Annotated in this window: 25 protein-coding genes and 1 pseudogene; 9 read left to right on the top strand and 17 right to left on the bottom strand. The window is 71.8% G+C overall.

Translation table 11 applies throughout. The annotated features are described in order from the left end of the window. Window position 1 precedes the first annotated feature (1 nt). Window positions 2-1,126: a serine/threonine-protein kinase gene (locus AB0G28_RS02690; RefSeq protein ID WP_361082211.1), complete on the top strand. Its 1,125-nt coding sequence runs from the start codon at window positions 2-4 to the stop codon at window positions 1,124-1,126. Window positions 1,127-1,196: 70 nt separating this feature from the next. Here AB0G28_RS02690 and AB0G28_RS02685 read toward each other — a convergent pair whose 3' ends face one another. Continuing rightward, window positions 1,197-2,795, bottom strand: a complete 1,599-nt coding sequence (locus AB0G28_RS02685; RefSeq protein ID WP_361082209.1) for a prealbumin-like fold domain-containing protein — start codon at window positions 2,793-2,795, stop codon at window positions 1,197-1,199. 284 nt (window positions 2,796-3,079) lie between these two features. Beyond that, window positions 3,080-3,982: a LysR family transcriptional regulator gene (locus AB0G28_RS02680; RefSeq protein WP_361082207.1), complete on the bottom strand. Its 903-nt coding sequence runs from the start codon at window positions 3,980-3,982 to the stop codon at window positions 3,080-3,082. A 104-nt stretch (window positions 3,983-4,086) separates the two neighbouring features. Between AB0G28_RS02680 and AB0G28_RS02675 the strand changes: the two genes are divergently transcribed. Further along, window positions 4,087-4,998, top strand: a complete 912-nt coding sequence (locus AB0G28_RS02675; RefSeq protein ID WP_361082205.1) for a DMT family transporter — start codon at window positions 4,087-4,089, stop codon at window positions 4,996-4,998. Here the strand turns inward: AB0G28_RS02675 and AB0G28_RS02670 are convergent. Next, window positions 4,995-5,675, bottom strand: a complete 681-nt coding sequence (locus tag AB0G28_RS02670; RefSeq protein ID WP_103342484.1) for a response regulator transcription factor — start codon at window positions 5,673-5,675, stop codon at window positions 4,995-4,997. The genes AB0G28_RS02675 and AB0G28_RS02670 overlap by 4 nt on opposite strands. 7 nt (window positions 5,676-5,682) lie before the next feature. Continuing rightward, window positions 5,683-6,984, bottom strand: coding sequence for a PspC domain-containing protein (locus tag AB0G28_RS02665; protein ID WP_361082368.1), 1,302 nt, complete (start codon window positions 6,982-6,984; stop codon window positions 5,683-5,685). A 125-nt stretch (window positions 6,985-7,109) separates the two neighbouring features. Here AB0G28_RS02665 and AB0G28_RS02660 point away from each other — a divergent pair, with 125 nt between their 5' ends. After that, the gene (locus tag AB0G28_RS02660; protein ID WP_361082203.1) at window positions 7,110-8,390 is read left to right on the top strand and encodes a PspC domain-containing protein; all 1,281 of its coding nucleotides are present in this window, start codon (window positions 7,110-7,112) and stop codon (window positions 8,388-8,390) included. Beyond that, window positions 8,383-8,622 carry a hypothetical protein gene (locus AB0G28_RS02655; protein ID WP_361082201.1) on the top strand — a complete coding sequence of 80 codons (240 nt, stop codon included), beginning with the start codon at window positions 8,383-8,385 and terminating at the stop codon, window positions 8,620-8,622. Before AB0G28_RS02660 ends, AB0G28_RS02655 begins: the two co-directional genes overlap by 8 nt. A 61-nt stretch (window positions 8,623-8,683) precedes the next feature. Here the strand turns inward: AB0G28_RS02655 and guaA are convergent, their stop codons facing one another. Beyond that, window positions 8,684-10,240, bottom strand: coding sequence for a glutamine-hydrolyzing GMP synthase (guaA, locus tag AB0G28_RS02650; RefSeq protein WP_361082200.1), 1,557 nt, complete (start codon window positions 10,238-10,240; stop codon window positions 8,684-8,686). Window positions 10,241-10,347: 107 nt separating this feature from the next. Between guaA and AB0G28_RS02645 the strand changes: the two genes are divergently transcribed. Next, window positions 10,348-10,893, top strand: a complete 546-nt coding sequence (locus AB0G28_RS02645; protein ID WP_361082198.1) for a DinB family protein — start codon at window positions 10,348-10,350, stop codon at window positions 10,891-10,893. Here the strand turns inward: AB0G28_RS02645 and AB0G28_RS02640 are convergent. Continuing rightward, window positions 10,861-11,466: a rhomboid family intramembrane serine protease gene (locus AB0G28_RS02640; protein WP_361082196.1), complete on the bottom strand. Its 606-nt coding sequence runs from the start codon at window positions 11,464-11,466 to the stop codon at window positions 10,861-10,863. The two genes, AB0G28_RS02645 and AB0G28_RS02640, sit on opposite strands and share 33 nt — an antisense overlap. Before the next feature lie 74 nt (window positions 11,467-11,540). On the opposite strand from AB0G28_RS02640, the gene AB0G28_RS02635 reads away from it, so the two are divergent. Then, complete coding sequence (locus AB0G28_RS02635) at window positions 11,541-12,575, top strand: zinc-dependent alcohol dehydrogenase family protein (protein WP_361082194.1); 1,035 nt, start codon at window positions 11,541-11,543, stop codon at window positions 12,573-12,575. Between the two features lie 55 nt (window positions 12,576-12,630). Next, complete coding sequence (locus AB0G28_RS02630; protein WP_361082192.1) at window positions 12,631-14,076, top strand: aldehyde dehydrogenase family protein; 1,446 nt, start codon at window positions 12,631-12,633, stop codon at window positions 14,074-14,076. On the opposite strand, the gene AB0G28_RS02625 is transcribed toward AB0G28_RS02630, so the two are convergent. The 3 genes from AB0G28_RS02625 to AB0G28_RS02615 all read right to left on the bottom strand — a co-directional run bounded on the left by AB0G28_RS02625 (window position 14,073) and on the right by AB0G28_RS02615 (window position 18,304). After that, the gene (locus AB0G28_RS02625) at window positions 14,073-15,551 is read right to left on the bottom strand and encodes an FAD-dependent oxidoreductase (RefSeq protein WP_361082366.1); all 1,479 of its coding nucleotides are present in this window, start codon (window positions 15,549-15,551) and stop codon (window positions 14,073-14,075) included. The two genes, AB0G28_RS02630 and AB0G28_RS02625, sit on opposite strands and share 4 nt — an antisense overlap. Before the next feature lie 135 nt (window positions 15,552-15,686). Beyond that, window positions 15,687-16,394: a maleylpyruvate isomerase family mycothiol-dependent enzyme gene (locus AB0G28_RS02620; RefSeq protein WP_361082190.1), complete on the bottom strand. Its 708-nt coding sequence runs from the start codon at window positions 16,392-16,394 to the stop codon at window positions 15,687-15,689. Between the two features lie 200 nt (window positions 16,395-16,594). After that, window positions 16,595-18,304, bottom strand: coding sequence for a GMC family oxidoreductase (locus AB0G28_RS02615; protein WP_361082188.1), 1,710 nt, complete (start codon window positions 18,302-18,304; stop codon window positions 16,595-16,597). Between the two features lie 165 nt (window positions 18,305-18,469). Between AB0G28_RS02615 and AB0G28_RS02610 the strand changes: the two genes are divergently transcribed. Then, window positions 18,470-18,664, top strand: coding sequence for a DUF397 domain-containing protein (locus tag AB0G28_RS02610; RefSeq protein ID WP_361082186.1), 195 nt, complete (start codon window positions 18,470-18,472; stop codon window positions 18,662-18,664). On the opposite strand, the gene AB0G28_RS02605 is transcribed toward AB0G28_RS02610, so the two are convergent. The 5 genes from AB0G28_RS02605 to guaB all read right to left on the bottom strand — a co-directional run bounded on the left by AB0G28_RS02605 (window position 18,648) and on the right by guaB (window position 22,974). Then, on the bottom strand, window positions 18,648-19,781 hold the full coding sequence (locus AB0G28_RS02605) for a GuaB3 family IMP dehydrogenase-related protein (protein ID WP_361082184.1): 1,134 nt from the start codon (window positions 19,779-19,781) through the stop codon (window positions 18,648-18,650). The two genes, AB0G28_RS02610 and AB0G28_RS02605, sit on opposite strands and share 17 nt — an antisense overlap. Before the next feature lie 76 nt (window positions 19,782-19,857). Then, window positions 19,858-20,343, bottom strand: a complete 486-nt coding sequence (locus AB0G28_RS02600; RefSeq protein WP_361082182.1) for a hypothetical protein — start codon at window positions 20,341-20,343, stop codon at window positions 19,858-19,860. A gap of 2 nt (window positions 20,344-20,345) precedes the next feature. Beyond that, a complete protein-coding gene (locus AB0G28_RS02595) occupies window positions 20,346-20,873 on the bottom strand; it encodes a hypothetical protein (RefSeq protein ID WP_361082180.1) in 528 nt (175 codons plus the stop codon). 73 nt (window positions 20,874-20,946) lie between these two features. Further along, complete coding sequence (locus AB0G28_RS02590; RefSeq protein WP_361082178.1) at window positions 20,947-21,411, bottom strand: DUF3574 domain-containing protein; 465 nt, start codon at window positions 21,409-21,411, stop codon at window positions 20,947-20,949. A gap of 51 nt (window positions 21,412-21,462) precedes the next feature. Further along, window positions 21,463-22,974 (bottom strand): IMP dehydrogenase, encoded by a 1,512-nt coding sequence (gene guaB / locus AB0G28_RS02585; protein ID WP_361082176.1) that lies wholly within the window; start codon window positions 22,972-22,974, stop codon window positions 21,463-21,465. Window positions 22,975-23,102: 128 nt separating this feature from the next. On the opposite strand from guaB, the gene AB0G28_RS02580 reads away from it, so the two are divergent. Next, the gene (locus AB0G28_RS02580; protein ID WP_003073549.1) at window positions 23,103-23,498 is read left to right on the top strand and encodes a DUF5319 domain-containing protein; all 396 of its coding nucleotides are present in this window, start codon (window positions 23,103-23,105) and stop codon (window positions 23,496-23,498) included. Between the two features lie 73 nt (window positions 23,499-23,571). Here AB0G28_RS02580 and AB0G28_RS02575 read toward each other — a convergent pair whose 3' ends face one another. From AB0G28_RS02575 to AB0G28_RS02565, 3 genes and pseudogenes are all read right to left on the bottom strand, one after another. After that, window positions 23,572-24,510, bottom strand: coding sequence for an anti-sigma-D factor RsdA (locus AB0G28_RS02575; RefSeq protein ID WP_361082174.1), 939 nt, complete (start codon window positions 24,508-24,510; stop codon window positions 23,572-23,574). Beyond that, window positions 24,510-24,821: pseudogene (locus AB0G28_RS02570) on the bottom strand (sigma-70 family RNA polymerase sigma factor); the annotation flags it as partial. The gene AB0G28_RS02575 and the pseudogene AB0G28_RS02570, both read right to left, overlap by 1 nt. 98 nt (window positions 24,822-24,919) lie before the next feature. Next, window positions 24,920-25,774: a hypothetical protein gene (locus AB0G28_RS02565; RefSeq protein WP_361082172.1), complete on the bottom strand. Its 855-nt coding sequence runs from the start codon at window positions 25,772-25,774 to the stop codon at window positions 24,920-24,922. Window positions 25,775-25,989 lie beyond the last annotated feature (215 nt).

Genomic DNA, 25,989 nt, shown 5'->3' with positions numbered 1-25,989 from the left:
CTTGAGTTCTGAAGGCACCATCGTCGGCGGCCGGTTCCGGCTGGACCAGCCGATCGGCCGCGGCCGCGCGGGCATCGTCTGGCTGGCGTTCGACACGCGGCTGTTCCGCACGGTCGCGATGAAGCGGATGTACCTGCCGGTCGGGGCCGGGGAGCGCGCCGAGCAGGCACGCGCGGCCGCCATGCAGGAGGGCAAGGACGCGGCGCGGATCGAGCACCCGTGCGCGATCAAGGTCTTCGACGTGCTGCCGGACGGCCAGGACGTCTGGCTGGTGATGGAGTACATCCCGTCGCGCAGCATGGCGACGTTCCTCGCCGAGCACGGCAGGCTCACCCCCGACCAGGCGGCGCAGCTGGGCATCCAGCTCGGGAACGCCCTCGCCGCGATCCACGCGGCCGGCTTCGTGCACCGCACCCTCGAGCCGGGCACGGTGCTCCTGGCCGACGACGGCGGCGTGAAGCTCACCGACATCGGCATCAGCGGCGGCGGCCCGAGCCCGGCGTACGTGGCCCCTGAGGTCGCGCGCGGGCTGCCCGGCACGCCGGCCGCGGACGTCTTCTCCCTCGGCGCGACGCTCTACACCTCGGTGGAGGGCGTGCCGCCGTTCGGGGACGACGGCCAGTCGTCCGAGCGCCCGCCGCAGAACGCGGGTGTCCTCACCGAGGCGCTGCGCAAGATGCTGCGCGCGGACCCGACGACCCGGCCGACGATGGCGGACACCGTCCGTTCGCTGAAGGCGATCACCGAGGGCCGCGAAACGGCGTTCATCCCGCCGACCGCGCCCGGGCTGCCGCCACCCCCGCCCCCGCCGGCGCCGCCGTTCAACCCGGGGCTGGCCGCCGCGGGGCCGCCGGTTCCGCCGTCGGGCCCGCAGTTCCAGCAGCAGATCCCGGTCGCCCCACCCGGCTACTCCTCGGCCGAGGAGACCCAGCGGATGCAGCCGGTGGCGCCGCCGCAGGCGACTCCGCCGTACCAAGCAACGCAGTATGCGCCGCCGCCCGCGGCCCCGGCCCGGCCCGCCGAGTCGTGGAACCTGCCGGTGTCGAAGAAGGCGCTGGTCACCGTGGCCGCGATCCTCGCGGCGGTGCTGGTCGGGATCCTCGTCTCGGAGCTCTTCTTCGTCTGAGTCCGCACCGGACACGGGCGTGCCGGGTGCGGACGTCCGCACCCGGCACGCGTCTTCAGGGCCCGTCAGCTCACGGATCGACCACGATCACGCAGGTGTAGGTGCCCGGTTCCAGGTTCGACGCGGTGACGGAACCGTCGCCACCCGCTCCGGTCGAACCGCTCGCGACAGTGCAGTCGATCGTCGACGCCGTACCGCCGTCGACCTGGGAGTTGACGCCGACCGTGAGGTCGGTGAGCGGCGTGTTGTGGAACGACACGTTCTCACCGGCGTACGGAGTGGCACCGCAGGTGGCGGTGTTGTCGACCGTCACGGACTTGTCGTTGGCATCGACGTGGTAGCCCGCCGGCACCGCCTCGTGGACGGTGTAGCTGCCGAAGACCAGGCCGTCGAAGCAGGCGACGCCGGCGCTGTCGGTGGCCTTGGTGACGCCGTTGACGGTGAAGTTCACCCCGGCGTGCGGGTGGTCGCCCGCGCCGTCGGCGGCGTGCTTGCGCGTCTTCGTCACCTTGATCGCCCCGAGCTGCAGGGTGTTGGTGAAGGTGCAGGTGACCGTTTCGTCGGCGCTGACGTCGATGTTGGTCACCGGGCTGCCGTCGTCGCACGTGGCGCTCGTGAGCGACCAGTTCGCGGGCACCGTCTCGGCGGCGCTGTAGCCCGAGCCGGCCAGGACGTTGCTCGTCGTGTCGGATTCGCCGTTCTTGAGGGAGAACGACTTGTTCAACGTGGACGGTCCGCCGGTCAGGGTGAACGGGAACGCCGTGTTCGTCGGGTCCGGTGAAGGCACGGTCACCTTCCGGATGACGATCTTGCCGCAGTTGGAGACGTTCACCGGGATCGGCGCGATGAAGTCCTTCACCGCCGCGGTGAAGGAGTCCGACGCCCGGCTCTTGAGGTAGGCGGCACCGAAGCTCTTGCACGTGCCCGGGGGCAGGATGCCGGAGTCGGTCAGGTTGACCGCGGCTTCGCCGAAGGTGCGCGGGGACAGCGTCCGCGGCGCGTTCGGCGCGATCGGGTCGGTGACGGACGGCGTGTTGATCGAGCCTTCGAAGTTCCCGCTCAGGGACTGCACCTTGCCCCAGCACGGAACGCTGTTGCTGGCTTCGCAGACCGTCGCGGCGTTGCCCGAGGTGACCCACAGGTGGTAGCCGAGCACCGGGTTGACGCCACCCTGGGACAGGTCGTACTTGATCAGGACGTCACCGGCGGTGCGCACCGGGGTCACGCCGTTGGCGCTCGGCGTGGCCGACTGGTTGAACTCGAAGTCCATGTTGGTCGTGCCGGTCGGCTCCTGGACCCGCTCCCACGCCAGGTACAGGAACTCCTTCCCGCCGACCCGCTGGTTCGCGACGTACAGCCGGGTGAGGTCGCTCTTGTTGTTCGGGATCGAGCCGTCGACGACGGTCGGGACCGTGGTGTCCTCCTTGGTGCCCTGGCCGAAGGAGTCGTCGGTCTGGCCGGTCGGTTTGTCGAGGCCCTTCGCGAGGTTGGGCGCGTTGACCCAGTCCTGGGTCTCGTCGTTGAGGACGAGGTTGCCGTCGGCCGCGTCGAACGGGCTGCCGGCGAGGTTCGCTTCGGCGGAGGTCAGCGTGCCGAAGGTGAGACAGATGGCGCCCAGCAAGGTGATGCCGGCACGGCGCCGTACCCGTCTTGTCGCTCGATTGCTCATGGTGGTTGCTCTCTGCAGGGAGGGATGAGAGAAAGCGGCAGGTCCGCTCGTCGCATTTCTCCGCGGCGGCATCGGACGTCACGGAGATCACTGATCGCGCGACCACCGTAAGCGACGAACGAGCGGACACCCAGGGCCGGACGGCCCTATAAGCGCAGGTAAAAGCCCTCAACTGGAACCACTCTGAGTGACCAGGGAACGATCAAGCAGACCTGCCCGGCGGGAATTCACGCATTCTTTTATCGAACCGATAACATGCGGAAAAGGGACCGGGACTTTTTCAGTCAGGCCACTTTGGCGCTCGCCGTGCGCATGGCCGCCAGCAGCGTGCGGACGGCCGGATGGCTCGCGGCCCGCGAGGCGACCGCGGCGTGGATCACGCGGACCGGCTCCGGGTGGCGGATCCGGCGGACGACCACGCCGGGGTGCTGGGCGCCGAGCCCGAGTTCCGGGATGAGGCCGACACCGATGCCGGCGGCCACGAACCCCTGCGCCGTCTGGTAGTCCTCGGATTCGACGACGATGTTCGGCGCGAACCCGGCGGAGGCGCAGGCGCTGTCCAGGATTTCGCGGCAGATGCCGGGCAGGCCGTCGACGCCGACCCAGGGTTCCTCGGCGAAGTCCGTCAGGTCCAGCACGCGCTTGCGGGTCAGCGGGTGGGTCTTCGGCAGCACCGCCCGGTACGGGTCGTCGAGCAGGTGCACCAGCTCGACGCCCTTGGCGGGCGGGGTCTTGCGCGGGAAGACGGTGATCGCGACGTCGGCGACGCCCGCTTCGACGTCGACCATCGGGTCGTCGGGTTCGACGAGCTTGAGGTCGAGGTGCACGCCGGGGTGCTCGCGGCGGACCGCGGCGATGGCGGGCGGGACCAGCGACGCGCCGGCGGTCGCGAAGTAGCGGATGGAGACGCGGCCGATGCGACCCTCCTTGAGCTCGGTCAGCGCGGCTTCGGCCCGGGCGAGCTCGGCGCTCAGCGTCTCGGCGTGCTCGGACAGCAGCGCCCCCGCCGGGGTCGCCCGGACCCCGCGCCCGACGCGTTCGAGCAGCTCGGTGCCGGCCTCGCGTTCCAGCGCCGACAGCTGCTGGCTGATCGCGGACGGCGTGTAGCCCAGGTTGCGGGCCGCGGCGGTGATCGACCCGCTGGTGATCACCGCGCGGAGAACCTGCATGCGGCGGACGTCGAGCATGCTCGCGATCGTACAGCTGAGCTTAAAGGTTCGTGCAGTTAATTTCGCTTGTCCTTACTTCTGAACTGGGTGAAAGCTGGCTCTGATCGGCGAAGGAGGACTGGGTGGGCGAGACGAAGACCCTGCTGAGGATCGGTGCGCTGGCGCTGATGTGGGGCTCGAGTTTCTTCTGGATCAAGCTGGGACTGGGGATGTTCTCGCCGGTGCAGCTGGTGCTGGCGCGGCTCGTGCTCGGCGCGGCCATGCTGCTCGTGCTGTGCCGGCTGCGGCGGGCACGGCTGCCCCGCGGACGGCGGATGTGGGGACACCTGGCCGTCGCGGCGTTCTTCCACAACGCGCTGCCGTTCCTGCTGTTCGCGATCGGCGAGACGACCGTCGACTCCGGGATCACCGGGGTGCTCAACTCGACGACGCCGCTGTGGGTGCTCCTGGCCGCGCCGCTGATGGGGACGTCGTCGCGGATGACCGGCACCCGGCTGGCCGGACTGCTCGTCGGGCTCGGCGGAATCCTGCTGATCTTCGCGCCGTGGCAGGCGTCGGGCCTGCTGAGCTGGGGTGCGCTGGCCTGCCTGGCCGCGGCGGCGAGCTACGGCTTCGCGTTCGTCTACGAGGGCAAGTACCTGTCGGACCCGGCGTTGTCGCCGTACGGGACTTCGGCCGGGCAGATGCTGCTGGCCAGCGGGTTCCTCATGCTGGCGCTGCCCGTGGGCGGGCTCACGCCGGTGCACGTCTCCGCGGGGCCGCTGCTCGCGGTGCTGGTGCTCGGCGTCGGGTCGACGGGCATCGCGTTCGCGCTGAACTACCAGCTGCTGGCGAGCGAAGGCGCGGTCGCCGCGTCCGTCGTCGGCTACCTGCTGCCGGTGGTGTCGGTGCTGCTGGGCGCGGTGTTCCTGGGCGAGCAGCTCAACCTGCGGGTGATCGCGGGCATGGTGGTCGTCTTGGGCGGCGTCGCGCTGACGCGGATCCAGAAGCCCGTCGCGGCGCCGGTGCCGGTGCCGGCGGAAGAGCGCGTCTAGACGAGGCGGCGGTCGGAGGCCCAGCGGGAGAGCTCGTAGCGGTTCGACAGCTGGGTCTTCCGGAGCACGCTCGAGACGTGCGTCTCCACCGTCTTCACCGAGATGAACAGCTCCGACGCGATCTCCTTGTACGCGTAGCCGCGGGCCAGCAGCCGCAGGACGTCACGCTCGCGCGGGGTCAGCAGGTCCAGCTCGGGGTCGTTGATCGGCGCCGAGCCCGGCCGGTCGGCGAACGCGTCCAGGACGAACCCGGCCAGCCGTGGCGAGAACACCGCGTCGCCGTCCGCGACCCGGACCACCGCGCGGACCAGCTCCTTCGACGAGATCGTCTTCGTGACGTACCCGCGCGCGCCGGCGCGGATGACCGCGATGACGTCCTCGGCCGCGTCGGAGACCGAGAGGGCCAGGAAGACGACGTCCGGCAGCTCCGGGCGGACCCGGCGCAGCACCTCCGCGCCGCCACCGTCGGGCATGTGGACGTCGAGCAGCACGACCTGCGGCTTCGTCCGGGCGATCCCGGCGACGGCCTCGGCGACCGAACCGGCCTCGCCGACCACGCGGACCTCATCGGTGATCGAGTCGAGCTCGGTGCGCACCCCCGCGCGGAACAGCGCGTGGTCGTCGACGAGGAACACCTTGACCGGTTCACGCTGGTTGTCCGTCACGTCGTCGAGCATAGCCGCCTCACGCCGCTCCCTTGCCCGCTTTGACCGGCATGGCGAGCTGCACTTCGGTGCCCTCCCCCGGCGCGGTGCGGACCTTGCACGTGCCGCCGTGGCGGGTCATCCGGCCGCGGATCGAGTCGGCGAGCCCGTGGCGGTCGTCCGGGACGAGCTCGGGGTCGAAGCCCTTGCCGCGGTCGCGCACGAACACGGTGACCGACGTCGGCTCGACCTCGGCGTAGACGCTGACTTCGTCGACACCGGCGTGCTTGGCGGCGTTGACGATCGCCTCGCGGGCGGCCTGGACGAGCGCGACCAGCGACTCGTCCAGCTCGGCGTCGCCGACGACGACCTGGCCGACGGAGATCGCGAAGGTGTCCTCGACCTCGCCGCACGCCGTGGCGAGTGCTTCGGACAGCTGGCCGGTGGCTTCCTCGACGTTCTCGGCCGGCTTGCCGTAGCCGTTGGGGCCGTAGAGCCAGCCGCGCAGCTCGCGTTCCTGGCTGCGGGCCAGCCGGGCGACCTCGCGCGGCGACTCGCTCTGCTTCTGGATGAGCGCGAGGGTCTGCAGCACGGAGTCGTGCAGGTGGGCGGCGATCTCGGCGCGTTCGTCGGTGCGGATGCGCGCCTTGCGCTCGTCGGAAAGGTCCCGGACCAGCCGCAGCCAGAACGGCACGGTCAGCACGGCGACGCCGATCAGGGTGGCGATGACGGCGATGAGCGCGAACTGGACCTGGTCGAGGCTGCCGCTGCGGAGCACGACGACCCCGATGCCGGTGATCACCAGCGCGACGCCGGCGACGATCCGGATCACCGCCGACCAGCCGCCACCGCCGAGGAAGGCCCCGGCGAAGCCGTCCTTCGCGCCGACCTTCCAGCGGCGGCGCTGCGACTCGTCGGCCTCCCGCCAGACGACGGCGGCACCGATCATGGCGACGGCGAGCGGCACGGCGACCCAGCCGCTGATGAACCCGGTGAGCGTGCCACTGGCGACGGCGAGACCGACGCCGAGCGCGACCAGCCCGAAAGCCTGCTGCCGTTCCTTCGGCGTCGGGGCGTCGGCGGCTTCTTCGGACTGCTGCTGGACGAAGACCCAGAGGAGGCCGTAGGCGAGCAGCCCGGCGCCGTTGAGCGCGGCCAGCAGCGCGAAGGCCGTCCGCACCCAGACGACCGGCACCCCGAGGTGATCGGCGAGGCCACCGGCGACACCGGCGATCGCCCGCCCGGACCGCCGCCGGAACATCTTGGGCGGGGACGGGTCCGTGGTGACGACCTGCTCGGAGGTCACGTGGTCGAGGGACTCCTGCACGCCGTCCATGGTCACACGCGGCGGCACGGGGTTCCATCGGGGAAACCCCTGATCCGCAACCACCTCCGGGTCGAGCCCCGGGGAAACCTCAGGGACCATCCCGGATGTCGCGCCGCGGCTGGTGGCGCATGCTTTTCCCCATGAGTGGTGCGAGCGAGTCACGGGCTCCGAAGCCGAGTCCCCTGAACGGCTTCGAGGAGACCGTCAAGGACTTCTGGGTCAGCCGGCCCCGGCGGCCGCACGCCGGGCGGAAGGTGGCCGGTGTCGCCGCCGCGATCGGGTACCGGTACGGGATCGATCCCGTCGTCGTGCGGATCGCGCTGGTCGTCACGACGATCTTCGGCGGCTTCGGGGTGCCCTTCTACCTGCTGGGGTGGCTGTTCCTGCCCGGCGAGAGCGACGAGGTGTCCGGCTTCGAAGGCCTGATCGGGCGCGGCCGGTCGTCGGTTTCGCCCGCCTTCGCGGTCGTGCTGCTCGTGCTCACCGTCGTCAGCGTCGGGGGCTCGTTCACCGGCGCCTGGTTCGACGGGGGCGGGCTCATCAGCTTCGCGCTCATCGCCGCCGCGCTCTACCTGCTGCACCGCAACCGCGGCCACGAGAACCGCCCCGCGCCGGTCGTCGCGCGGACGTCGTACCCGGCCTTCACCGGAAACGGAGCCTTCACCATGACCGACACCGCCGAGGCGCCGTCGCCGGCGCGGGGCTGGGATCCCCTCGCCGCCGACCCGGCCGGCTGGGATCTGCCCGACGCGCCGCCCGTCCAGGAGCCGCGGCCCACGCCGCCGCCGTACCGGGCGCCGCAACGGCGGCACCGGTCGAAGGTGGGCTCGGCGATCTTCGCGATCGCCGTGGTGACCGCCGGCGCCGGCGTGCTGGCGAACCTCAACGGCGCCGGCTGGTTCTCCGCGCAGCACATCATCGGCCTGGTCCTCGGCGTGGTCGGGATCGGCCTGGTCACCGGCGCGTTCACCGGCGGCGGGCGCGGCCTGATCGGGCTGGCGGTGCCGCTGGCGATCGCCGGGATGGTGCTGACCACCGCGCCGTTCCAGGACCTCGACTTCCGCGGCGGCGTCGGCGACCTCACGCCCAACCCCCGGACAGTGGCCGACGTGCAGCCGCTCTACCAGCACGCGGCGGGCGACATCGACCTCGACCTGAGCAAGCTGCCCGCCGGGGCGCCGTACTCGACGACCGTGAACAACGGCGCGGGCAACACCACGGTCATCGTGCCGGAGACCGCGGACGTCACCTTCGACTGCCACACCGGCGCCGGCGACGTTTCGTGCTTCGACCGGTCCACGAACGGCGTCAGCCAGGACGCGCTGACCGGGACGGACAACGGCACCGACGGCGTCGGCGGCCAGAAGATCACCCTGCACGTGTCGAACAGTGTGGGCAACGTGGAGGTGCGACGTGCCTGACCAGAACCCCTACGCCTACGACAACCCGGCGGAAACCCAACCCGTCAAGCACGGCGTGGACGTCTTCACCCTGATCATGGGCGTGGCGACGCTGCTGGTGTCGGCCTACGTCCTTTCGGACGGCGCGAGCTGGCTCCCGCGGTTCGACTTCCGCTGGGTGGTCGCCGGCGGCGCGGTGTTCGTGGGGCTGATGCTCCTCGGCGCGTCGTTCGGCGGGAAACGCCGCCGCTGACAGGAAAGCCCTCGAGGCCCCGGATCCCACGCCGGGGCCTCGAGCCCTGTCTAACGCGGGTTCACTCCCATTCGATGGTGCCCGGCGGCTTGGACGTGACGTCCAGGACCACCCGGTTGACCTCCGGGACCTCGTTCGTGATGCGCGTGGAGATCCGCTCCAGGACGTCGTACGGCAGGCGCGTCCAGTCCGCGGTCATCGCGTCCTCCGACGACACCGGCCGCAGCACCACCGGGTGCCCGTACGTCCGGCCGTCGCCCTGGACACCGACGCTGCGGACGTCGGCCAGCAGCACCACCGGACACTGCCAGATGCTGCGGTCCAGCCCGGCCGCGGTCAGCTCCTCGCGGGCGATCAGGTCCGCCGCACGCAGGGTGTCGAGGCGCTCCTGGTCGACCGCGCCGATGATGCGGATGCCCAGGCCGGGGCCGGGGAACGGCTGGCGCTGCACGATCGTCTCGGGCAGCCCCAGCTCCAGGCCGACGCGGCGGACCTCGTCCTTGAACAGCAGCCGCAGCGGCTCGACCAGCTCGAACTGCAGGTCGTCCGGCAGGCCGCCGACGTTGTGGTGGCTCTTGATGTTGGCCGTGCCCTCGCCGCCGCCGGACTCGACGACGTCCGGGTACAGCGTGCCCTGGACGAGGAAGCGGTAGTCGCCCTCGGCCTTGAGGTCGCGCTCGGCCTGCTCGAAGACGCGGATGAACTCGCGGCCGATGATCTTGCGCTTCTGCTCCGGGTCGGTGACGCCGGCGAGCGCGTCGAGGAACCGCTCGCGCGCGTCGATGGTCACCAGGTTGACGCCGGTGGCGGCGACGAAGTCGCGCTCGACCTGGGTCCGCTCGCCCGCGCGCAGCAGGCCGTGGTCGACGAACACGCAGGTCAGCCGGTCGCCGATGGCGCGCTGGACCAACGCGGCCGCGACGGCGGAGTCGACGCCGCCGGAGAGGCCGCAGATCGCGCGGCCGTCGCCGATCTGCTCGCTGATCCGCTTGACCTGGTCTTCGACGATCGACGACGTCGTCCACTGCGGCTTGATGCCCGCGATGTCGTGCAGGAACCGGCGCAGCACCTCCTGGCCGTGCGGCGAGTGCGCGACCTCCGGGTGGTACTGGACGCCGGCGAACCGGCGCTCGACGTCTTCGAAGCCGGCCACCTCGGCGCCGTCCGAAGAGGCGGTGACGACCGAGCCCTCCGGCGCCTTGGTGACGCTGTCGTTGTGGCTCATCCAGGCGGGCTGGTGCGCGGGCAGGCCGGCGTGCAGGACGCCGCCGTCACCGGTGACGCGGACCTCGGTGCGGCCGAACTCGCGGACGCCGGTCGGCTCGACGACCCCGCCGAGCGCGCTGGCCAGGAGCTGGTGGCCGTAGCAGATGCCGAAGATCGGGACGCCGGCTTCGGTGAGCTTCGGGTCCATGCCCGGCGCGCCTTCGGCGTACACGCTCGAAGGGCCGCCGGAGAGGATGATCGCCGCGGGGTTCTTCGCGAGGATCTCTTCGGTGGACGCGCTGTGCGGGACGACCTCCGAGTAGATCTGTGCCTCGCGGACGCGCCGGGCGATCAGCTGCGCGTACTGCGCCCCGAAGTCCACGACGAGAACCGGACCGGTGGGACTGGGCACCTGGCGACCTCCTGCGACGGTGGGATAGGCCTCCATCGTCCCAGGTGGGCCGGGTCACCTGGGATTCAGGGCCGGTGCTGTCCTCGATCCGGCCTACGGTGCGCGGTATGGCTGTGAACTGGACGAAGGAACTGACCGACCAGCTCGACTTCCACTGGCGGGTGCACACGCGCCCGAAGCTCGAGGGGCTCACCGACGACGAGTACTTCTGGGAGCCGGTGGCGGGCTGCTGGACCGTACGCCCGCGGAAGTCGGACGACGAACCCGGCACGGGCCCGTTCACCATCGACTTCGCGTTCCCCGAGCCGACGCCACCGCCGGTGACGACGATCGCCTGGCGGCTCGGCCACATCCTGGTCGGCGTCCTGGGCATGCGCACGGCTTCGCACTTCGGCGGCCCGGCGATGACGTACGACGACTACCCGTACGCCGGGACGGCCGCCGAGGCGCTGTCCCGGCTCGACGAGTACTGCACACGGTGGATCGAGGGCGTCCGGTCACTCGACGACGAGGGTCTCGCGCGGCCGTGCGGCCCGGCCGAGGGGCCGTACGCGGAGTACCCGATGGCGACGCTGGTGCTGCACATCCACCGCGAGATGATCCACCACTGCGCCGAGGTCCTACTCCTGCGCGACCTTTACCGGAGCCGGTAGCAGCAGGAAGCCCAGGGCCAGGCCGAGCAGCGCGGGCAGGCCGTGGTTGTCGTGCGCCACCGTGTCGACGACGGCCAGCACCGGCACCGCGAACGCGATGACCCGGAACTGCACCGGCAGCACCACGCCGTAGCGCCGCGAAGCGACCATGACCACCGCCGCCAAGGCGCCGACCAGGCCGGCGACGCACATCGAGTTGCCCGCGCCGACCGGGTTGAGCCAGAGGTAGCTCATGACCTGGCCGAACAGGCCACAGCCGAAGTACAGGACGAGCCACCTCGCGCGGCCGAAGACGCGCTCGGCGAGCGTGCCGAACACCGCCAGCCAGACCAAGTTCGACGTGAGGCCGAACGCCCACCCGTCCTGGAAGAACATGCCCGTCACCAGGCGGTACCACTCCCCCGCGTCGATGCGCGCGGCGTCGCGGCGCATCGCGTCGTACAGCGGCGGGTGCGCCAGCTGCGCGATCCCGCACGCCAGCGTCACCGCGAAGACCGCGGCCGTGAGGTAAGGGCGGCGGGTCGCCCCGGCGAGGGCCCCGAACGGGTTGCGGACTGCGGACGGGCTGGTCATGACGGAGAATCTAGGCGCGCCAAGGCCGCCGCACCCCCGACGTTTGTCATGTTCAGCCCAGGGAAGGCCCCAGTATGCGAGCGACAGTCATCTACGGTGCCGGCGATGTCCGGGTCGAGACCGTTCCGGACCCGAAGCTGGCCGAGCCCACCGACGTCGTCCTGCGGGTCGTCCGATCCTGCATCTGCGGCAGCGACCTGTGGCCGTACGCCGACATGAAGCCGAGCGAGCGTGGCCGCCGGATCGGCCACGAATTCCTCGGGATCGTCGAGGAGACCGGCGCCGACGTCACCACCGTCAAGAAGGGCGACCTCGCCGTCGCGCCGTTCGTCTGGTCCGACAACACCTGCGAGTTCTGCCGCGAAGGGCTCCAGACCTCCTGCCTGCACGGCGGCGGCTGGGGTGCCAAGGGGGTCGACGGCGGCCAGGGCGAGGCGGTCCGCGTGCCGCAGGCCGACGGCACGCTGGTCAAGCTGCCGCACACCGAAGACGAAGACCTGCTCGCGTCGATGCTGACGCTGTCGGACGTCTTCTCCACCGGCCACCACGCCGCCGTGAAAGCTGGCGTGCGAGCGGGCCGGAACGTCACCGTGATCGGCGATGGCGCTGTCGGTCTCTGCGCCGTCCTGGCGGCGAAGCGCCTGGGTGCCGACCGGGTCGTCCTGATGGGACGTCATCAGGCGCGCACCGACCTCGGCCGCGAGTTCGGCGCGACCGACGTCGTCGCCGAGCGCGGCCAGGAAGGCATCGAGAAGGTGCTCGAGCTGACGGGCGGCCGGGGTACGCACGCGGTCCTCGAGTGCGTCGGCACGAAGGGCGCGTTCGAAATGGGCATCGGGGTCGTCCGCGCGGGCGGCGCGGTCAGCCGGGTCGGGCTGCCCCAGTACGAAGAGGGACCGATCGGGGTGGGCGTGTTCCGGCGCAACGTCACCGTCACCGGCGGCGTCGCCCCGGCCCGGCACTACATCCCGGAGCTGCTGCCGGACGTCCTCGACGGCGAGTACCGGCCCGGCAAGGTCTTCGACCGGACCATCGGCGTCGAAGAAGTCCCCGGCGGCTACCGCGCGATGGCGGACCGCGAAGCGCTGAAGGTGCTCATCAAGCCGTGACCCGTCCGGGTGGGGGTCCGCCGGTCGTGCCACCACCCGGATTACGTTGGTACGCATGGACATGATCACCCCCGAGCCGCGGCCCGCCTGGATCGCCGGCCGCCCCGAGCCGGGCGCCACCACCCTCGTCGTGCACCACCCGTACGACGGCAGCGAGGTCGCCACGGTCGCGGTGCCCGGGCCGGAGCAGGTCGAACGCGCGGTCGCCGCCGCCGCGGCCGTCGCCAAGGAGTTCCGGCGCACTCCCGCGCACGTCCGCGCGGGCGCGCTCGAGCAGGTCTCCCGCGGGCTCGCCGCGCGGGCCGAGGAGATCGCCGAGGTGATCACCGCCGAGAACGGCAAACCGCTCAAATGGGCCGAAGCCGAGGTGAAGCGCGCGGTTTCGGTGTTCCGGATCGCCGCCGAAGAGGCCCGCCGCTTCACCGGCGACGTCCAGCGCCTCGACACCGACCCCGCGGGCGAAGCGCGGCTGGCGCTGACCCGCCGCGTCCCGCGCGGACCGGTGCTCGGCATCGCGCCGTTCAACTTCCCGCTCAACCTGGTGGCGCACAAGGTCGCGCCGTCGCTGGCGATCGGCGCGCCGATCGTCGTCAAGCCCGCGCCGCGGACGCCGCTGTCGGCGCTGATCCTGGGTGAGCTCCTGGCCGGGACGGACTTGCCGGAGGGCGTGTTTTCCGTGCTGCCGCTGGGAAACGAGGAGACGCAGAAGCTCGTCGCCGACCCGCGGCTGCCCGTCGTGTCGTTCACCGGCTCCGGCCCGGTCGGCTGGTCGCTCAAGGACGCCGCCCCGCGCAAGCACGTCGTGCTCGAGCTCGGCGGCAACGCGGCGGCCGTCGTGCTGCGCGACTGGCCCGACCCCGAAGGCGCCGCGCACCGCATCGCCACTTTCGGCAACTACCAGGCCGGCCAGTCCTGCATCGCGGTGCAGCGGGTGATCGTGGACGCCGCCGTGGCCGAGGAGTTCGTGCCCGCGCTACTGGAGGCCGTCGAAGCGCAGCGCACCGGCGACCCGTACGACCGCAACACCGACGTCGGCCCGGTGGTCGACGAAGCCGCCGCCGAGCGGATCGTCGCGTGGATCGACGAGGCGGTCGAGGCGGGCGCGAAGGTGCTCACCGGCGGCACCCGCGAGGGCGCGACCGTCGCGCCGACGCTGCTCACCGACGTCCCGCCGGACACCAAGGCGTGGAACGAGGAGATCTTCGGCCCGGTGCTCGCGGTGTCCGTTGTGGACGGTGTCGACGAAGCGTTCCGCTCGGTCAACGAATCCGCCTACGGGTTGCAGGCCGGCGTCTTCACCACCGACGTCCAGCTGGCCTTCCACGCCTCGGCGGAACTGGAGGTCGGCGGCGTGATCATCGGCGACGTCCCGTCCTACCGCGCCGACCAGATGCCCTACGGCGGCGTCAAGGGCTCCGGCGTCGGCCGCGAAGGCGTCCTGGCCGCGATGCACGACCTGACGGAGGAGCGCGTCACCGTCTTCACCGGCATCGACCTCTAACTGACCACGCCCTGCCCGAACCGGAAGACGTTCTGCGGGTCGTACTTCTTCGCGACGTCCTGCAGCCGCTGCGCGTTGTCGCCGTAGTAGGCGGTCTTCCAGTCGGGCAGGGCCGGGTCGATGTAGTTGACGTACCCGCCGCCCGCGCCGGCCGCGGCGAGGCCCGCGACGACCTCGGAGACCGAATCCGCGGCCTTGTCCCGGGTCTTCGTCGTCGTCTGGGTGTAGACCTGCACGCTCGCCAGCGCGTCGCGGTGCCAGAACGCCGTCGCGTCCTTCGCCGGCTCGGCGACCTTGCCGCCGAGGCCGTCGATCAGCAGGTCGGTGCCGTCGCGGCCCTCGGCGAGGGCGACGACCTTCGCCGCGTCCACCGGCGTCGTGATGATCCGCGACGACCCCACGAACGTCTGCCGGTCCGAACCGCCCTCGAAGAACTTCATCGCGCCGAGGAAGTCCACGCTGCGCACGGTGCGCTGCGACGGCCGCGCGCCCGAGTTCGTGGTCAGGTTGTTGAGCAGCGTGTTCAGCCCGGCGGTCCCGCCGACGTAGCACCCGCTGACGCGGCACTGCACCGGCGACCCGCCCGAGAGCACCACGTTCGCCCACAGCTCCCGCGGCATCGCGGCGATCCACTGCTGCCACGTGCCGAGCACGTCGGCCGCGGACCCGGCCGGGAAGCGCAGCGTGAACACCGTCAGGTCCGGCGCCGGATCGGTGTCGAAGGTGAACTCGGTGACGATGCCGAAGTTGCCGCCGCCCCCACCGCGCAGGGCCCAGTACAGGTCCGGCTCGGAGTCCGCGGACGCGGTGAGCGTCCGGCCGTCGGCCGTGACGACCTGCGCGGAGCTGAGGTGGTCGCAGGTCAGGCCGTAGTTGCGGGCGAGCACGCCGATGCCGCCGCCGAGGGTCAGCCCGGCGATGCCGACCGTCGGGCACGACCCGGCGGGCAGCGCGCGCCCGGCCCGCCCGAGCGCGGCGTAGACGTCCTTCAGCTTCGCGCCGGCGCCGATCACGGCCTTGCCGCCCGAGACCTCGATCTTGTTCAGCGCGGCGACGTCGATCACCAGGCCGCTCTGCGGCACCGAGTAGCCGGCGTAGCTGTGACCGCCGCTGCGCGCGGCGAGGGTCACCCGCCCGGCGGCGGCCCGGACGCAGGCCTGGACGTCCTGGACCGTGGACGCCGTCGCGATGGCGACGGGGTTGTTGGTGTCGAAGAGCGGGTTGAACGCGAGCTTGGCGGTGTCGTAGCCGTCGGTGCCCGGGCGCAGCAGGCTACCGGCCAGCTGGCTGCGCAGGTCGTCCCAGTTCGGCGGCCCGGTGGGCAGGCGGCCGGCGGGCGGGGCGGACGTCGGCGGCGCGGCCGGGCCGCTCGACGCGGCCGGCGCCGGGGAGCCGCCCGGCGCGCACGCGGCGGCGACGGCACCGGCCGCCGAAACGCCGGCGAGCCGCAGGAACGTCCGCCTGTCCACATCCACATGGTGGTGGACGTGCGGCCGTTCGGCGGGTTGTGTGCGTTCCTCCACAGTTCAGTCCAGCCTGCTCATGCTGTCCAAATGGGACTCCTCGCGCCGGGGACGCCCAGTCTAGAGCGGACGCGGCACGCGTGCCCTTCACGACCAGGCGGGGATCCTCGGCACGTCGCCGTCGAGGGCCGAGCCGTCGGACCGCCCGCTGAGCCAGGCCAGCAGCTCACCGGGCGTGCCCGTCACCGTCACGCCCGGGGCGGCGCCCATCGTCCACTCGAACTCCCCGGCGACCAGGCGGAGGGCCGGGAGGTGCGCACTCCGGCTCGTGATGGCGTGCTGGACGACGTCCTCGGCGAGCGGGCCGAGCAGCCCGAGCACGCGGTCGAGGTCCTGGCCGCGGTCGAGGTCGGCGAGGTGGATGGCCAGCTCGGACAGCCGCATCCGCACCACGACGGCCCCGGTGACCGGCGCGCCCTGCCGGTTGCGGGCCTCCCGCGCCCAGGCGTCGTCCGGCATGGCTTCGGCGTACTCGGCGAAGCGCGCGGCCGACGCGACGACGTCGGCCAAGAGGTCGGCGGCCGGGTGCCGCGCGCCGGCTTCGATGTCGGCTTCGCGGGCCTCCGCGCTGGGGTACATCGGGGTCTCGACGCCGGTGTTCGCCCAGATCAGCAGGTTGCGCAGGCCGTCGGCGTTGCGGGCGACGTGCGCGAGGACGTGCGCACGCGACCAGCCGGGCAACGCGCTGGGGGCGCGCAGTTCCGGCTCGCCGAGGCCGCCGATGACCCGAGCCCATTCGTCGTCGAGCTTCCTGATCCCGCCGAGCCGCGCGTGTGCCTTCTCGGATGCCGTCACGGCCCCGAGTCTAGTGACGCGCGGCGCACGTCGTTTCAGGTTCGGGCCATGCGCCCCAATGTGGCGTTCGGTGCGTCCAGCGCACCCAATGTGGCGTTGGTTGCGTCCAACGCACCCAATGTGGCGTTCGGTGCATCCAGCGCACCCAATGTGGCGCGCTTTGAGCCGGGCCGCTGTCAACGAACCTCGGACGCGCGCCGCTAGGACCGCCGCAGCGCGGCGGGCGCGTCCGCGGGAACGGCCGGGTTCTTCGGCGCCACCGGCTCCACCCGGCTGTAGGGCGCGTCCTGCGGTGGCCGCGGGTCCGCCTCCCCCTTGTTGGGCCAGAAGGAGAACGCGCGTTCGGCCTGGGCGGTGATGGTCAGCGACGGGTTGACACCCAGGTTGGCGGTGATCGCCGCGCCGTCGACGACGGACAGTCCCGGGTAGCCGAACACGCGGTGGTACGGGTCGATGACGCCTTCACCGGCGGTGGCGCCGATCGGGACGCCGCCGATGAAGTGCGCGGTCAGCGGGATGTCGAAGATCTCGCCCCAGGTGCCGCCGGCGATGCCGCCGATGTGCTCGGCGGCGCGGACGTTGGCCTCGTGCCCGGCCGGGATGAAACTCGGGTTCGGCTCGCCGTGGCCCTGCTTCGACGTGTACTTGCGCCGGCCGAAGAGGCCGCGCCGCGTGAACGTGGTGATCGAGTTGTCGAGGCTCTGCATCACCAGCAGGATCACCGTGCGCTCGCTCCAGCGGTAGCCGTTGAGCATCCGCGCCGAGCGGATCGGGTGCTTCAGCAGGAACCGCACCAGCTGCTGCCAGCGCGGCACCGGCGACGAACCGTCGGTGGCGATGGTCTGCAGCAGGCTCATGGCGTTGCTGCCCTTGCCGTAGCGGACCGGCTCGATGTGGGTGTGCTCGTCCGGGTGGATCGACGAGGTGATCGCGACGCCGCGGCTGAAGTTGCGGCTCTCGTCGACGTCGGTGCGGGCGGCGCCGATGATGGCCTCGGAGTTGGTGCGCGTCAGCTCGCCGAGCCGGCGCGACAGCTTCGGCAGCCGTCCGGTGTCCTTCATCCGGTGCAGCAGGTTCTGGGTGCCCCAGGTCCCGGCGGCGAAGACGACCTTTTCGGCGGTGATGGTGGTCCGGAACTTCTTCGACGTCGTCCCGGTCTTCTTCAGGCTGACCTCGTAACCGCCGTCGACGGGCGTCACCGCGGTCACCGTGGTGAGCGGGATGACCTTCGCGCCGTCCTGCTCGGCGAGGTACAGATAGTTCTTGACCAGCGTGTTCTTTGCCCCGACGCGGCAGCCGGTCATGCAGGAGCCGCATTCGGTGCAGCCGGTGCGCTCGGGCCCGGCGCCGCCGAAGTACGGGTCCTTCGCGCGCTCGCCCGGCTTGCCGAAGTAGACGCCGACCGGCGTCGGGTGGAAGGAATCGGCGACACCCATGTCCTTCGCGACGTCGCGCATCACGACGTCCGACGGGGTCACGGTCGGGTTCGTGACGACGCCGAGCATGCGGCTCGCCTGGTCGTAGTGGGGGGCGAGCTCGGCCTCCCAGTCGGTGATGTGCGCCCATTGCCGGTCGGTGTAGAACGGCTTGAGCGGCCGGTAGAGCGTGTTCGCGTAGACGAGCGAACCGCCGCCGACACCGGCACCCGCCAGCACCATGACGTCGTTGAGCATGTGGATGCGCTGGATCCCGAAGCAGCCGACCTGCGGCGCCCAGAGGTAGCGCTTGACGTCCCACGACGTCTTCGCGAACTCGTCGTCGGCGAACCGGCGGCCCGCCTCGACGACGGCTACCCGGTAGCCCTTTTCGGTGAGCCGCAGCGCCGCGACGCTGCCACCGAACCCCGACCCCACCACGACGACGTCGTAGTCGGGGCCACCCGCACTGGTGGTGGTGTTACTGGCAGTCACACGTGGGAGCGTAACTCCGGCTCCGCGTTCTGACCAGAGGTAAGTTACCGGCCGGTCACCCTTACGGACGCTTCACCGGCCGTGATCGTGGGTAGCAAACTGAATGCTCGATGTTCACGTCGGCGAGACCCGTCGGGCGGGACACGATATCCGGGAGGGACCACGATGGGCCCCGAGCAGCTCACCGGTTGGCGCAAGTCGAGCCACAGCCACTTCGAGGAGAACGCCTGCGTCGAGATCGGCGCCGGCCCCGGCGTCGTCGGGGTGCGGGACACCAAGCAACAGGTGCCCCGCCCGGTCCTCGTCTACTCCGCCGGCGCGTTCGCGGCGTTCCTCGCCCACCTCACCGGCGAACGGTGAGCCCGACCCGCTGGAACTCCTTGAGGTCCGAGTAACCCGTCTTCGCCATCGCCCGGCGCAGCGCCCCGAAGAGGTTCACGACGCCTTCCGCGTCGGACGACGGCCCGAACAGCAGGGTCTTCAGGTCGACGGCGTAGTCCGGGCCGGCCGCCACGCGCGAGCGCGGCAGTGACGGGTGCGCGGCCGCCGCCGTCCAGTACAGGCCCTGCCCGGGCGCGTCGGACGCGGCGGCCAGCGGGGAACCGAGCATGACGGCGTCCGCGCCGCACGCGATGGCCTTCGCGATGTCGCCCGACGTCGTCATGCCGCCGTCGGCGAGGACGTGGACGTACCGGCCGCCGGTCTCGTCGAGGTAGTCGCGGCGGGCGGCCGCGGCGTCGATGATCGCCGTGGCCATCGGGACGCCGATGCCGAGGACGCGGTCGGTGCTCGTCACGCCCGGCGTGTAGCCGTGGCCGACGATGACCCCCGCGGCGCCGGTGCGCATCAGGTGCATCGCGGTGCGGTAGTCGCTGACGCCGCCGGCGATCACCGGCACGTCGAGGCGGCCGATGAACTCCTTGAGGTTCAGCGGCTCGGCGTCGCGCTGCACGTGCTCGGCGGAGATGATCGTGCCCTGCACGACGAGGATCTCGACGCCGGCCGCGATCAGGTCCGGGGTCAGCTCGGCGGCGTGCTGCGGGCTGACGCGCGCGGCCACCGTGACGCCGGACTCGCGGACGGTCTTGATGGCCTCGGTCAGCAGGTCGAGCCGGATCGGCGCGGCGTGCAGCTCCTGCAGCACCCGGCCGACCGCGGTCGGGTCCTCCAGGTCCTCGGCCGCGCGGACCAGCTGGAAGATGGCGTCTTCGACGTTCGCGTGGCGCGCCCAGAGCCCTTCGGCGTTGAGCACGCCCAGGCCGCCGAGCTCGCCGACGGCGACCGCGGTGCCGGGCGAGACGATCGCGTCGGTCGGGTGCGTGACGAGCGGCAGGTCGAAGCGGTAGGCGTCGATCTGCCATGAGGTGGACACCACCGAGGACGACCGGGTCCGCCGCGACGGCACGATCTCGACGTCGTCGAGGTCATACGCCCGCCGCGCGGTGCGGCCCATCCCGATCTCGACCAGGTCCCGCACGTGAAGCCTCCTCCGACGACGACAATCTGCCGTGCCCCATTGTCGCTAGTCCGCGTGGGTGACCCGCGCACGGGGGTTAGAACAGCAGCAACACGGGCAGTGCGCCCGCCGCGAATCCGGCCGTCATGCTCACCGCGGCCGCACCGAACCGTCTCGAGTCCACGGCGATGACCAGCGCCCACCCCAGCAAGAAGGCCGCGTACAGCCCCGTCATGACACCGACGGCGACCGCCGAGTTCCCGGTCGAGACCCGGTGGCCGCCGGCCTCGACGGCTTGTACCGACCGCCCGACCTCGGAGATCTCCAGGGTGACCGGCAATCCCGGCTCCAGGTCGAGACCGGCGTCGGACGAGTGAACTTCGAACCGCTCGCCGGACGCCGTGCGGACAGCCAGGTCGTACAGGTGGCCGGCCTGGCTGTCCATGTGCTGGCCCCGCGTCTCGACAGTGGCTTCTTCCCGCTTGGCCGGTCCACCGGCATCGAGGACCCCGTACGTCCCGAAGGCCAGAATGGCCCCGGCGAAGGCCGCCAGCACGGCGGGTGCGATCACTCCCCTGCGCACGGCTACACCCGCACGAACACGGCGACCGGCGCCAGGAGCGCACCCAGCGCCAGGGCCAGCCAGGTCGCCACCGGCGGGTAGACGTTGAGCCGGACGGCGCCGAAGTAGACCGCGCCCAGGGCGAGCAGCGCCGCGGTGATGAGCAGGACCGGCCGGACCACGCCCGGGCGCAGGTCGACGACGCCGCCGCCGGCCCGCAGGTAGGCGATGCTGCCGTCCGCCGTCGACACGTCGAGCGTCACCGGCTGGCCGGGCGGCAGGTCGAGGCCGGAGTCCACCGCGGTGACGCGGTAGTGCCGGTCGTCGGCGTCCACCTCGATGGTGTGGCTCACCGCCTGCTCGTCCCCGCCGACCGGCAGGGCCCCCTGTTCGTGGGAGGTCACGTGCCCGTCGACGCGGTAGGTCGGCGCGTCCCGGCCGGCCAGCACCTGGCACATCAGGCAGACCACGCCACCGAGGGCCAGCGAGAGCAGGGCGATGGCCGCGAAGAACACCGTGCGCAGCACCCGCGTGAACCGGCCGACCGTCATGCCGTTCAGTGCACACCACGACTGCCACGCAAGGCGATAGACCGATTACCGTAAGCACGCTAGGTCACGAAACTCAGAAGGAGACCTTCTCCACGGAGTCCGAACGCAGTACCGACTCCTGCTGGAACTGCTTTTCGTAGCCGGCGCGGAGCCCTTCGATCCGCCGTTCGGCGTCGTGGTCGGCGAACGGGTAGAGCAGCACGATCACGTGCGTGTGCTCCCGCACGATCGTCCCGGTGCCGCCGCGCCACTGGCCGCTGCCGTCGAGCCGGGTGAAGCCGTCGGGGAAGGCCGGGGTGATCTCCCGCTCGGAGAAGGCGGCGAACTCCTTGTCGGTCACCTCGGTGCCGTCGGGCTTGCCGGTGCCGAAGAAGAGTTCGGTGCGCTTCCAGATCTCGCCGGGCGACTGCGCCTGCGCCGGTGCCGCCGGGGTGCCGGCGGCCGACGCGGCGGCCCCGCCGCCGAGCCCGAGTACTGCTGCCACGGCCACCGCGGTGACCGTCCGCCGGGATACCGGCATGCGTCCCTCCCTGGTCATGGGCCGATCTTGGCGGCCCATGACCGAGGGCGGAACGATCGAAAGGGCGACCTAACGGGTCGTGTAGTTGGGGGCCTCGACCGTCATCGTGATGTCGTGCGGGTGGCTCTCCTTGAGGCCGGCCGCGGTGATCCGGACCAGCTGGGCCTCCTGCAGCTGCGCGATCGTCTCCGCGCCCGCGTAGCCCATGCCCGCGCGCAGGCCGCCGACCAGCTGGTGCACGACGTTGGCCAGCGGGCCGCGGAACGGGATGCGGCCCTCGATGCCCTCCGGGACCAGCTTGTCCTCGTTGAGCACGTCGTCCTGGGCGTAGCGGTCCTTCGAGTACGACTTGCCCTGGCCGCGGGACTGCATCGCGCCCAGCGAGCCCATGCCGCGGTAGACCTTGAACTGCTTGCCGTTGACCAGGATCAGGTCGCCCGGGGACTCGGCCGTGCCCGCCAGCAGGCTGCCCAGCATCACCGTCGACGCGCCGGCCGCGATGGCCTTCGCGATGTCGCCCGAGTACTGGATGCCGCCGTCGCCGATCACCGGGATGCCCGCCGGGCGCGCCGCCTGGTCGGCCTCGTAGATCGCCGAGATCTGCGGGACGCCGACGCCCGCCACGATCCGGGTGGTGCAGATCGAACCCGGGCCGACGCCGACCTTGATGCCGTCCGCGCCCGCGTCGACCAGCGCCTGCGCCCCGGCCCGCGTCGCGACGTTGCCGCCGACGATGTCGACCGAGTCGCCCAGCTCCTTCTTCAGCAGCGAGACCGTGTCGACCACCGCGCGCGAGTGGCCGTGCGCGGTGTCCACCATCAGGACGTCGACGCCCGCGTCGGCCAGGGCCATCGCGCGCTGGTGCCCGTCCGGGCCGACGCCGACCGCGGCGCCGACGATCAGCCGGCCGTCCGGGTCCTTCGTCGCCTTCGGGTACTGCTCGGTCTTCACGAAGTCCTTGACCGTGATCAGCCCGCGCAGCTTGCCCGCGCCGTCGACGATCGGCAGCTTCTCGATCTTGTGCCGGCGCAGCAGGCCGAGCGCCGCGTCCGCCGACACCCCGACCTGGGCGGTGACCAGCGGCGCCTTCGTCATGACCTCGGACACCGGGCGGCTGTGGTCCACCTCGAACCGCATGTCGCGGTTGGTGATGATGCCCACCAGCGTCCCGGCCGCGTCGGTCACCGGCACGCCGGAGATGCGGAACTTCGCGCACAGCGCGTCGACCTCGGCCAGCGTCGCGTCCGGCGAGCAGGTGACCGGGTCGGTGACCATGCCGGCCTCGGACCGCTTGACGACCTCGACCGCGGCGGCCTGCTCGTCGATCGGCAAGTTGCGCTGGAGCACGCCGATGCCGCCCTGGCGGGCCATGGCGATGGCCATCCGCGCCTCGGTGACGGTGTCCATCGCCGCGGACACCAGCGGGACGCCGAGGGTGATGTTCCGGGTCAGCCGGGAGCTCGTGTCGACGGCACTCGGCACGACGTCCGATTCGGCCGGCAGCAGCAGCACGTCGTCGAAGGTCAGGCCGAGCATCGCGAACTTGGCCGGAACGGGGGCGGTGGTGCCGTCGCTGGTCATGCGGGTGAAGGGCCTTCCTGGCGCGGGATGAGCGTGTCGCTGTGGCGACTCGGAGCCTTCCCCTCATGATATCCACCGCCCGCGGCCCGCCCCGGGCGGTGGGCGAGCCGCCGGGGCCGCCCGGTACCGTGCAGGCCGTGGCGCATGATGTCCTGCCCCCTGACCCGTTCGCGGACGACCCGGACGACCCGGCCCGCGCATTCGGAGACCCCGAGGACCGGCTGGACGAGCCGATCAGCGACTCCGAACGCACCGAACTGCTGGCCGACCTCTCGGATCTGGCCGTCTACCAGGCCCTGCTCGAGCCCCGCGGGGTTCGCGGGATCGTCGTCGACTGCGGTGAGTGCGACGAACCGCACTACCACGACTGGCACCTGCTGCGGGCCAGCCTCGAGCAGCTGCTGGCCGACGGCCGGATGCGGCCGCACGAGCCGGCCTACGACCCGAACCCCGGCGACTACGTGAGCTGGGACTACTGCCGAGGCTTCGCCGACGGCGTGACGGCCAACGAAAGCGCCTACTGAGCGCACCGACCCCCGTATTCGTGAAAAAGGCCTGGTGAGCAAGCTCACCAGGGCTTTTTCACGGGCTGATCGCTTACGGCGTCTCGGTGACGCCCTGCGGCTGACCGCCGGCGGACTCGCTGCGCGGCGTCCCCGGCTCGTTCCCGCTGGCGACCGTGGTGGTCGGCGGGGTGGGCGTCGGGGTCGGCGACTCGGTGGTCGGCGGGGGCGGCGGAGGCGTGGGGGTCGGCGTCCCGCTGCCCGGCAGGCTCGTGGTGCCGCTGCCGCTGCCGGGGATGGACGTCGCCGAGCCGGCCGGCGGCACCTGCGAGGTCGGCGCGCCGGGCGAGACCGGCGGCACGGAGGTCTGGATCGGGCCCTGGACCGGCGCGTCGGGGTTCTGCAGCTGCGCGGCGAGCTGCCGGTGCTGCTCCATCAGCTGGTCGCGGTTCTCCTCGTCGGTGACCTGCGACAGCGCGGCCTGGGCGTCCCGGAGGGCCTGGCGGGCGGCGTCGAGGTTGCCGCCGGCGATGGCCAGGTTGGCCTTCTCGAGGTCGAGCTTGGCCGTCGCGGCCGCCTCGACCGAGCGGGTGTGGTCGGAGTAGAGGACCTTGGCGAGGCCCCACAGGGTGTCGCCGGGTTCGGCGGAGCGCGCGGCCAGCCCCGTGCCGGTGAACGCGATCGCCAGCACGGCGGCGGCGACGGCGACCGGGACGAGCAGCCTGCGGCGGCGTCCGCCCGAGGCGTGCCGCTTCGCGAGGGCGGCGGTGCTGACGGTCCGCACGGCGGTGTCGACGTCGACCAGCTCGGCCAGCGGCTCGCTGTCGATGTCTCTTCGCCACGCCACCAGCAACGCGTTGAGCTCCTGGTCGCCGAGACCGTCGGCAAGCGCCGGGTCGGACCCGCCGAGCGCGTCGAGCAGCGCGTCGTCGGCTTGTACCGCCGACAGGTCGGCGGCGAACTCCGCCTCCGAGGCCGTCAGGCCACTGCCGAAGACGTCGTCCGGCTCGAAACCTCTCTCGTGACCGGTCACTAGATCACCTCCTCCGCGGCCAGGACCTTTCTCAGCCGCGCGAGGGCGCGGTGCTGGGCGACGCGGACGGCGCCGGGGGTGGAACCGACCGCGTCCGCGGTCTCCTCCGCCGACAGGCCGACGACCACGCGCAGCACCACGATCTCCCGCTGCTTGTCCGGCAGCACCTGCAACAACTGGGACATCCGCTCGTTCAGTTCGCCTTGCAGCGCCCGCTGCTCGGGGCCGACCCCGCCTTCGATCTCGTCGGGGATTTCGGCCACCGGCTCGGCCCGGTTGCGCGCCGCCGCGCGATGCGCGTCGGCCACCCTCTTCCCCTATCGGACGCTTTAGCCCGAACCTTGACACGATCCGGTGGCTTTTTTTGAAGTTTCTTAGCCCGGATGCCGGAACACCCCATTCCGACGGCTCAACCACCCGGGGCGGGCACCCATGGCGATTCCCCCGCGATCCTCCTCCCGCAAGGATCTGCGCTCCGTAACACTGCGTGCAACACCTCGGTCGTTCTGAATCGATACTCCTCGGCGTGTCCTGGGCGCAGGTCGGCCGCGACGAGGGTCGCCGGCCACAAAAGTGAAAGCAGTTCGCATTCCTCGGCGGTCGCCATTGCATTTCCGACAAGGTCGTCCGAAATCTCCCGGTGATCGGGACGGCCGGCCGCCCGCAGGGCCACGGCCAGCACAATCCCGGATTTCACGACGTGCCGCCGCGCACCGCGCTCTCGCGCGGTTTCGAATGCGCGCTCGGCGTACGGCACGGCAGCGGCACCCTGACCTGCGGCGAGCTCGATTTCGGCCCCGACCCAGCCGCCGCGGACCCGCGCCCGCCACCCGGCGTGCTGGTCCTCGGCCCGCTCGGCGAGCCTCCTCGCGGCGTTCAGGCGGCCCAGGGCGAGGTTGTCGGCGGCCAGGCCGAGGAGGGCGTCGGCCCGGGCACCCGCGGCGTCGAGGCCGTCCGGGTCGGAACCGGTTTCGAGGCCTGCGGCCTTGGCGAAGGCCTCGCCGTCGAGGGCGCGGGCCTGCCGGTGCCCGCCCAGCTGCCGCCGGTGGGCACCGAGCGTGCTGGCGGCCAGGGAAGCGTGGAGGAGGTCGTTCTCGCGCCGGAGCACGTCCAGGAGGCCGGCCGCGGCCGCGTACCGGCCCTGGGCGCCGAGCACGATGGCGGAGAGCAGCCGCTCCCGCGGACGGCCGGCACCGCGCACGACGGCGGGATCGGGCAGCGGGTCGCTCCCGAACGCGGCGGCCCTCAGGGCGGGTTCGTGCACCCGTCCTTTCTAGCGGCTTGGACCGACAAAAACATGATCGAGACCGGTGTGCTCCGCCACGCGCGCGCTACCGGATGGGCCGCGATGCGGCTGTCCTGCAGCTCAGTGCCCACCACCCCGAAGCCGGATTGTGACCACAGCGGGGAGGCCTGGGTGATCCCGGGGCAAGTCATGCCTCAGCGTGCGGTTCACGACGGTTCGGCACCTGAAAGGGG

Source organism: Amycolatopsis sp. NPDC021455 (assembly GCF_040640995.1).
GTDB lineage: Bacteria > Actinomycetota > Actinomycetes > Mycobacteriales > Pseudonocardiaceae > Amycolatopsis.
Note: the sequence above shows the minus strand (reverse complement) of the source record. Positions and strands in the feature narration are given on the sequence as shown.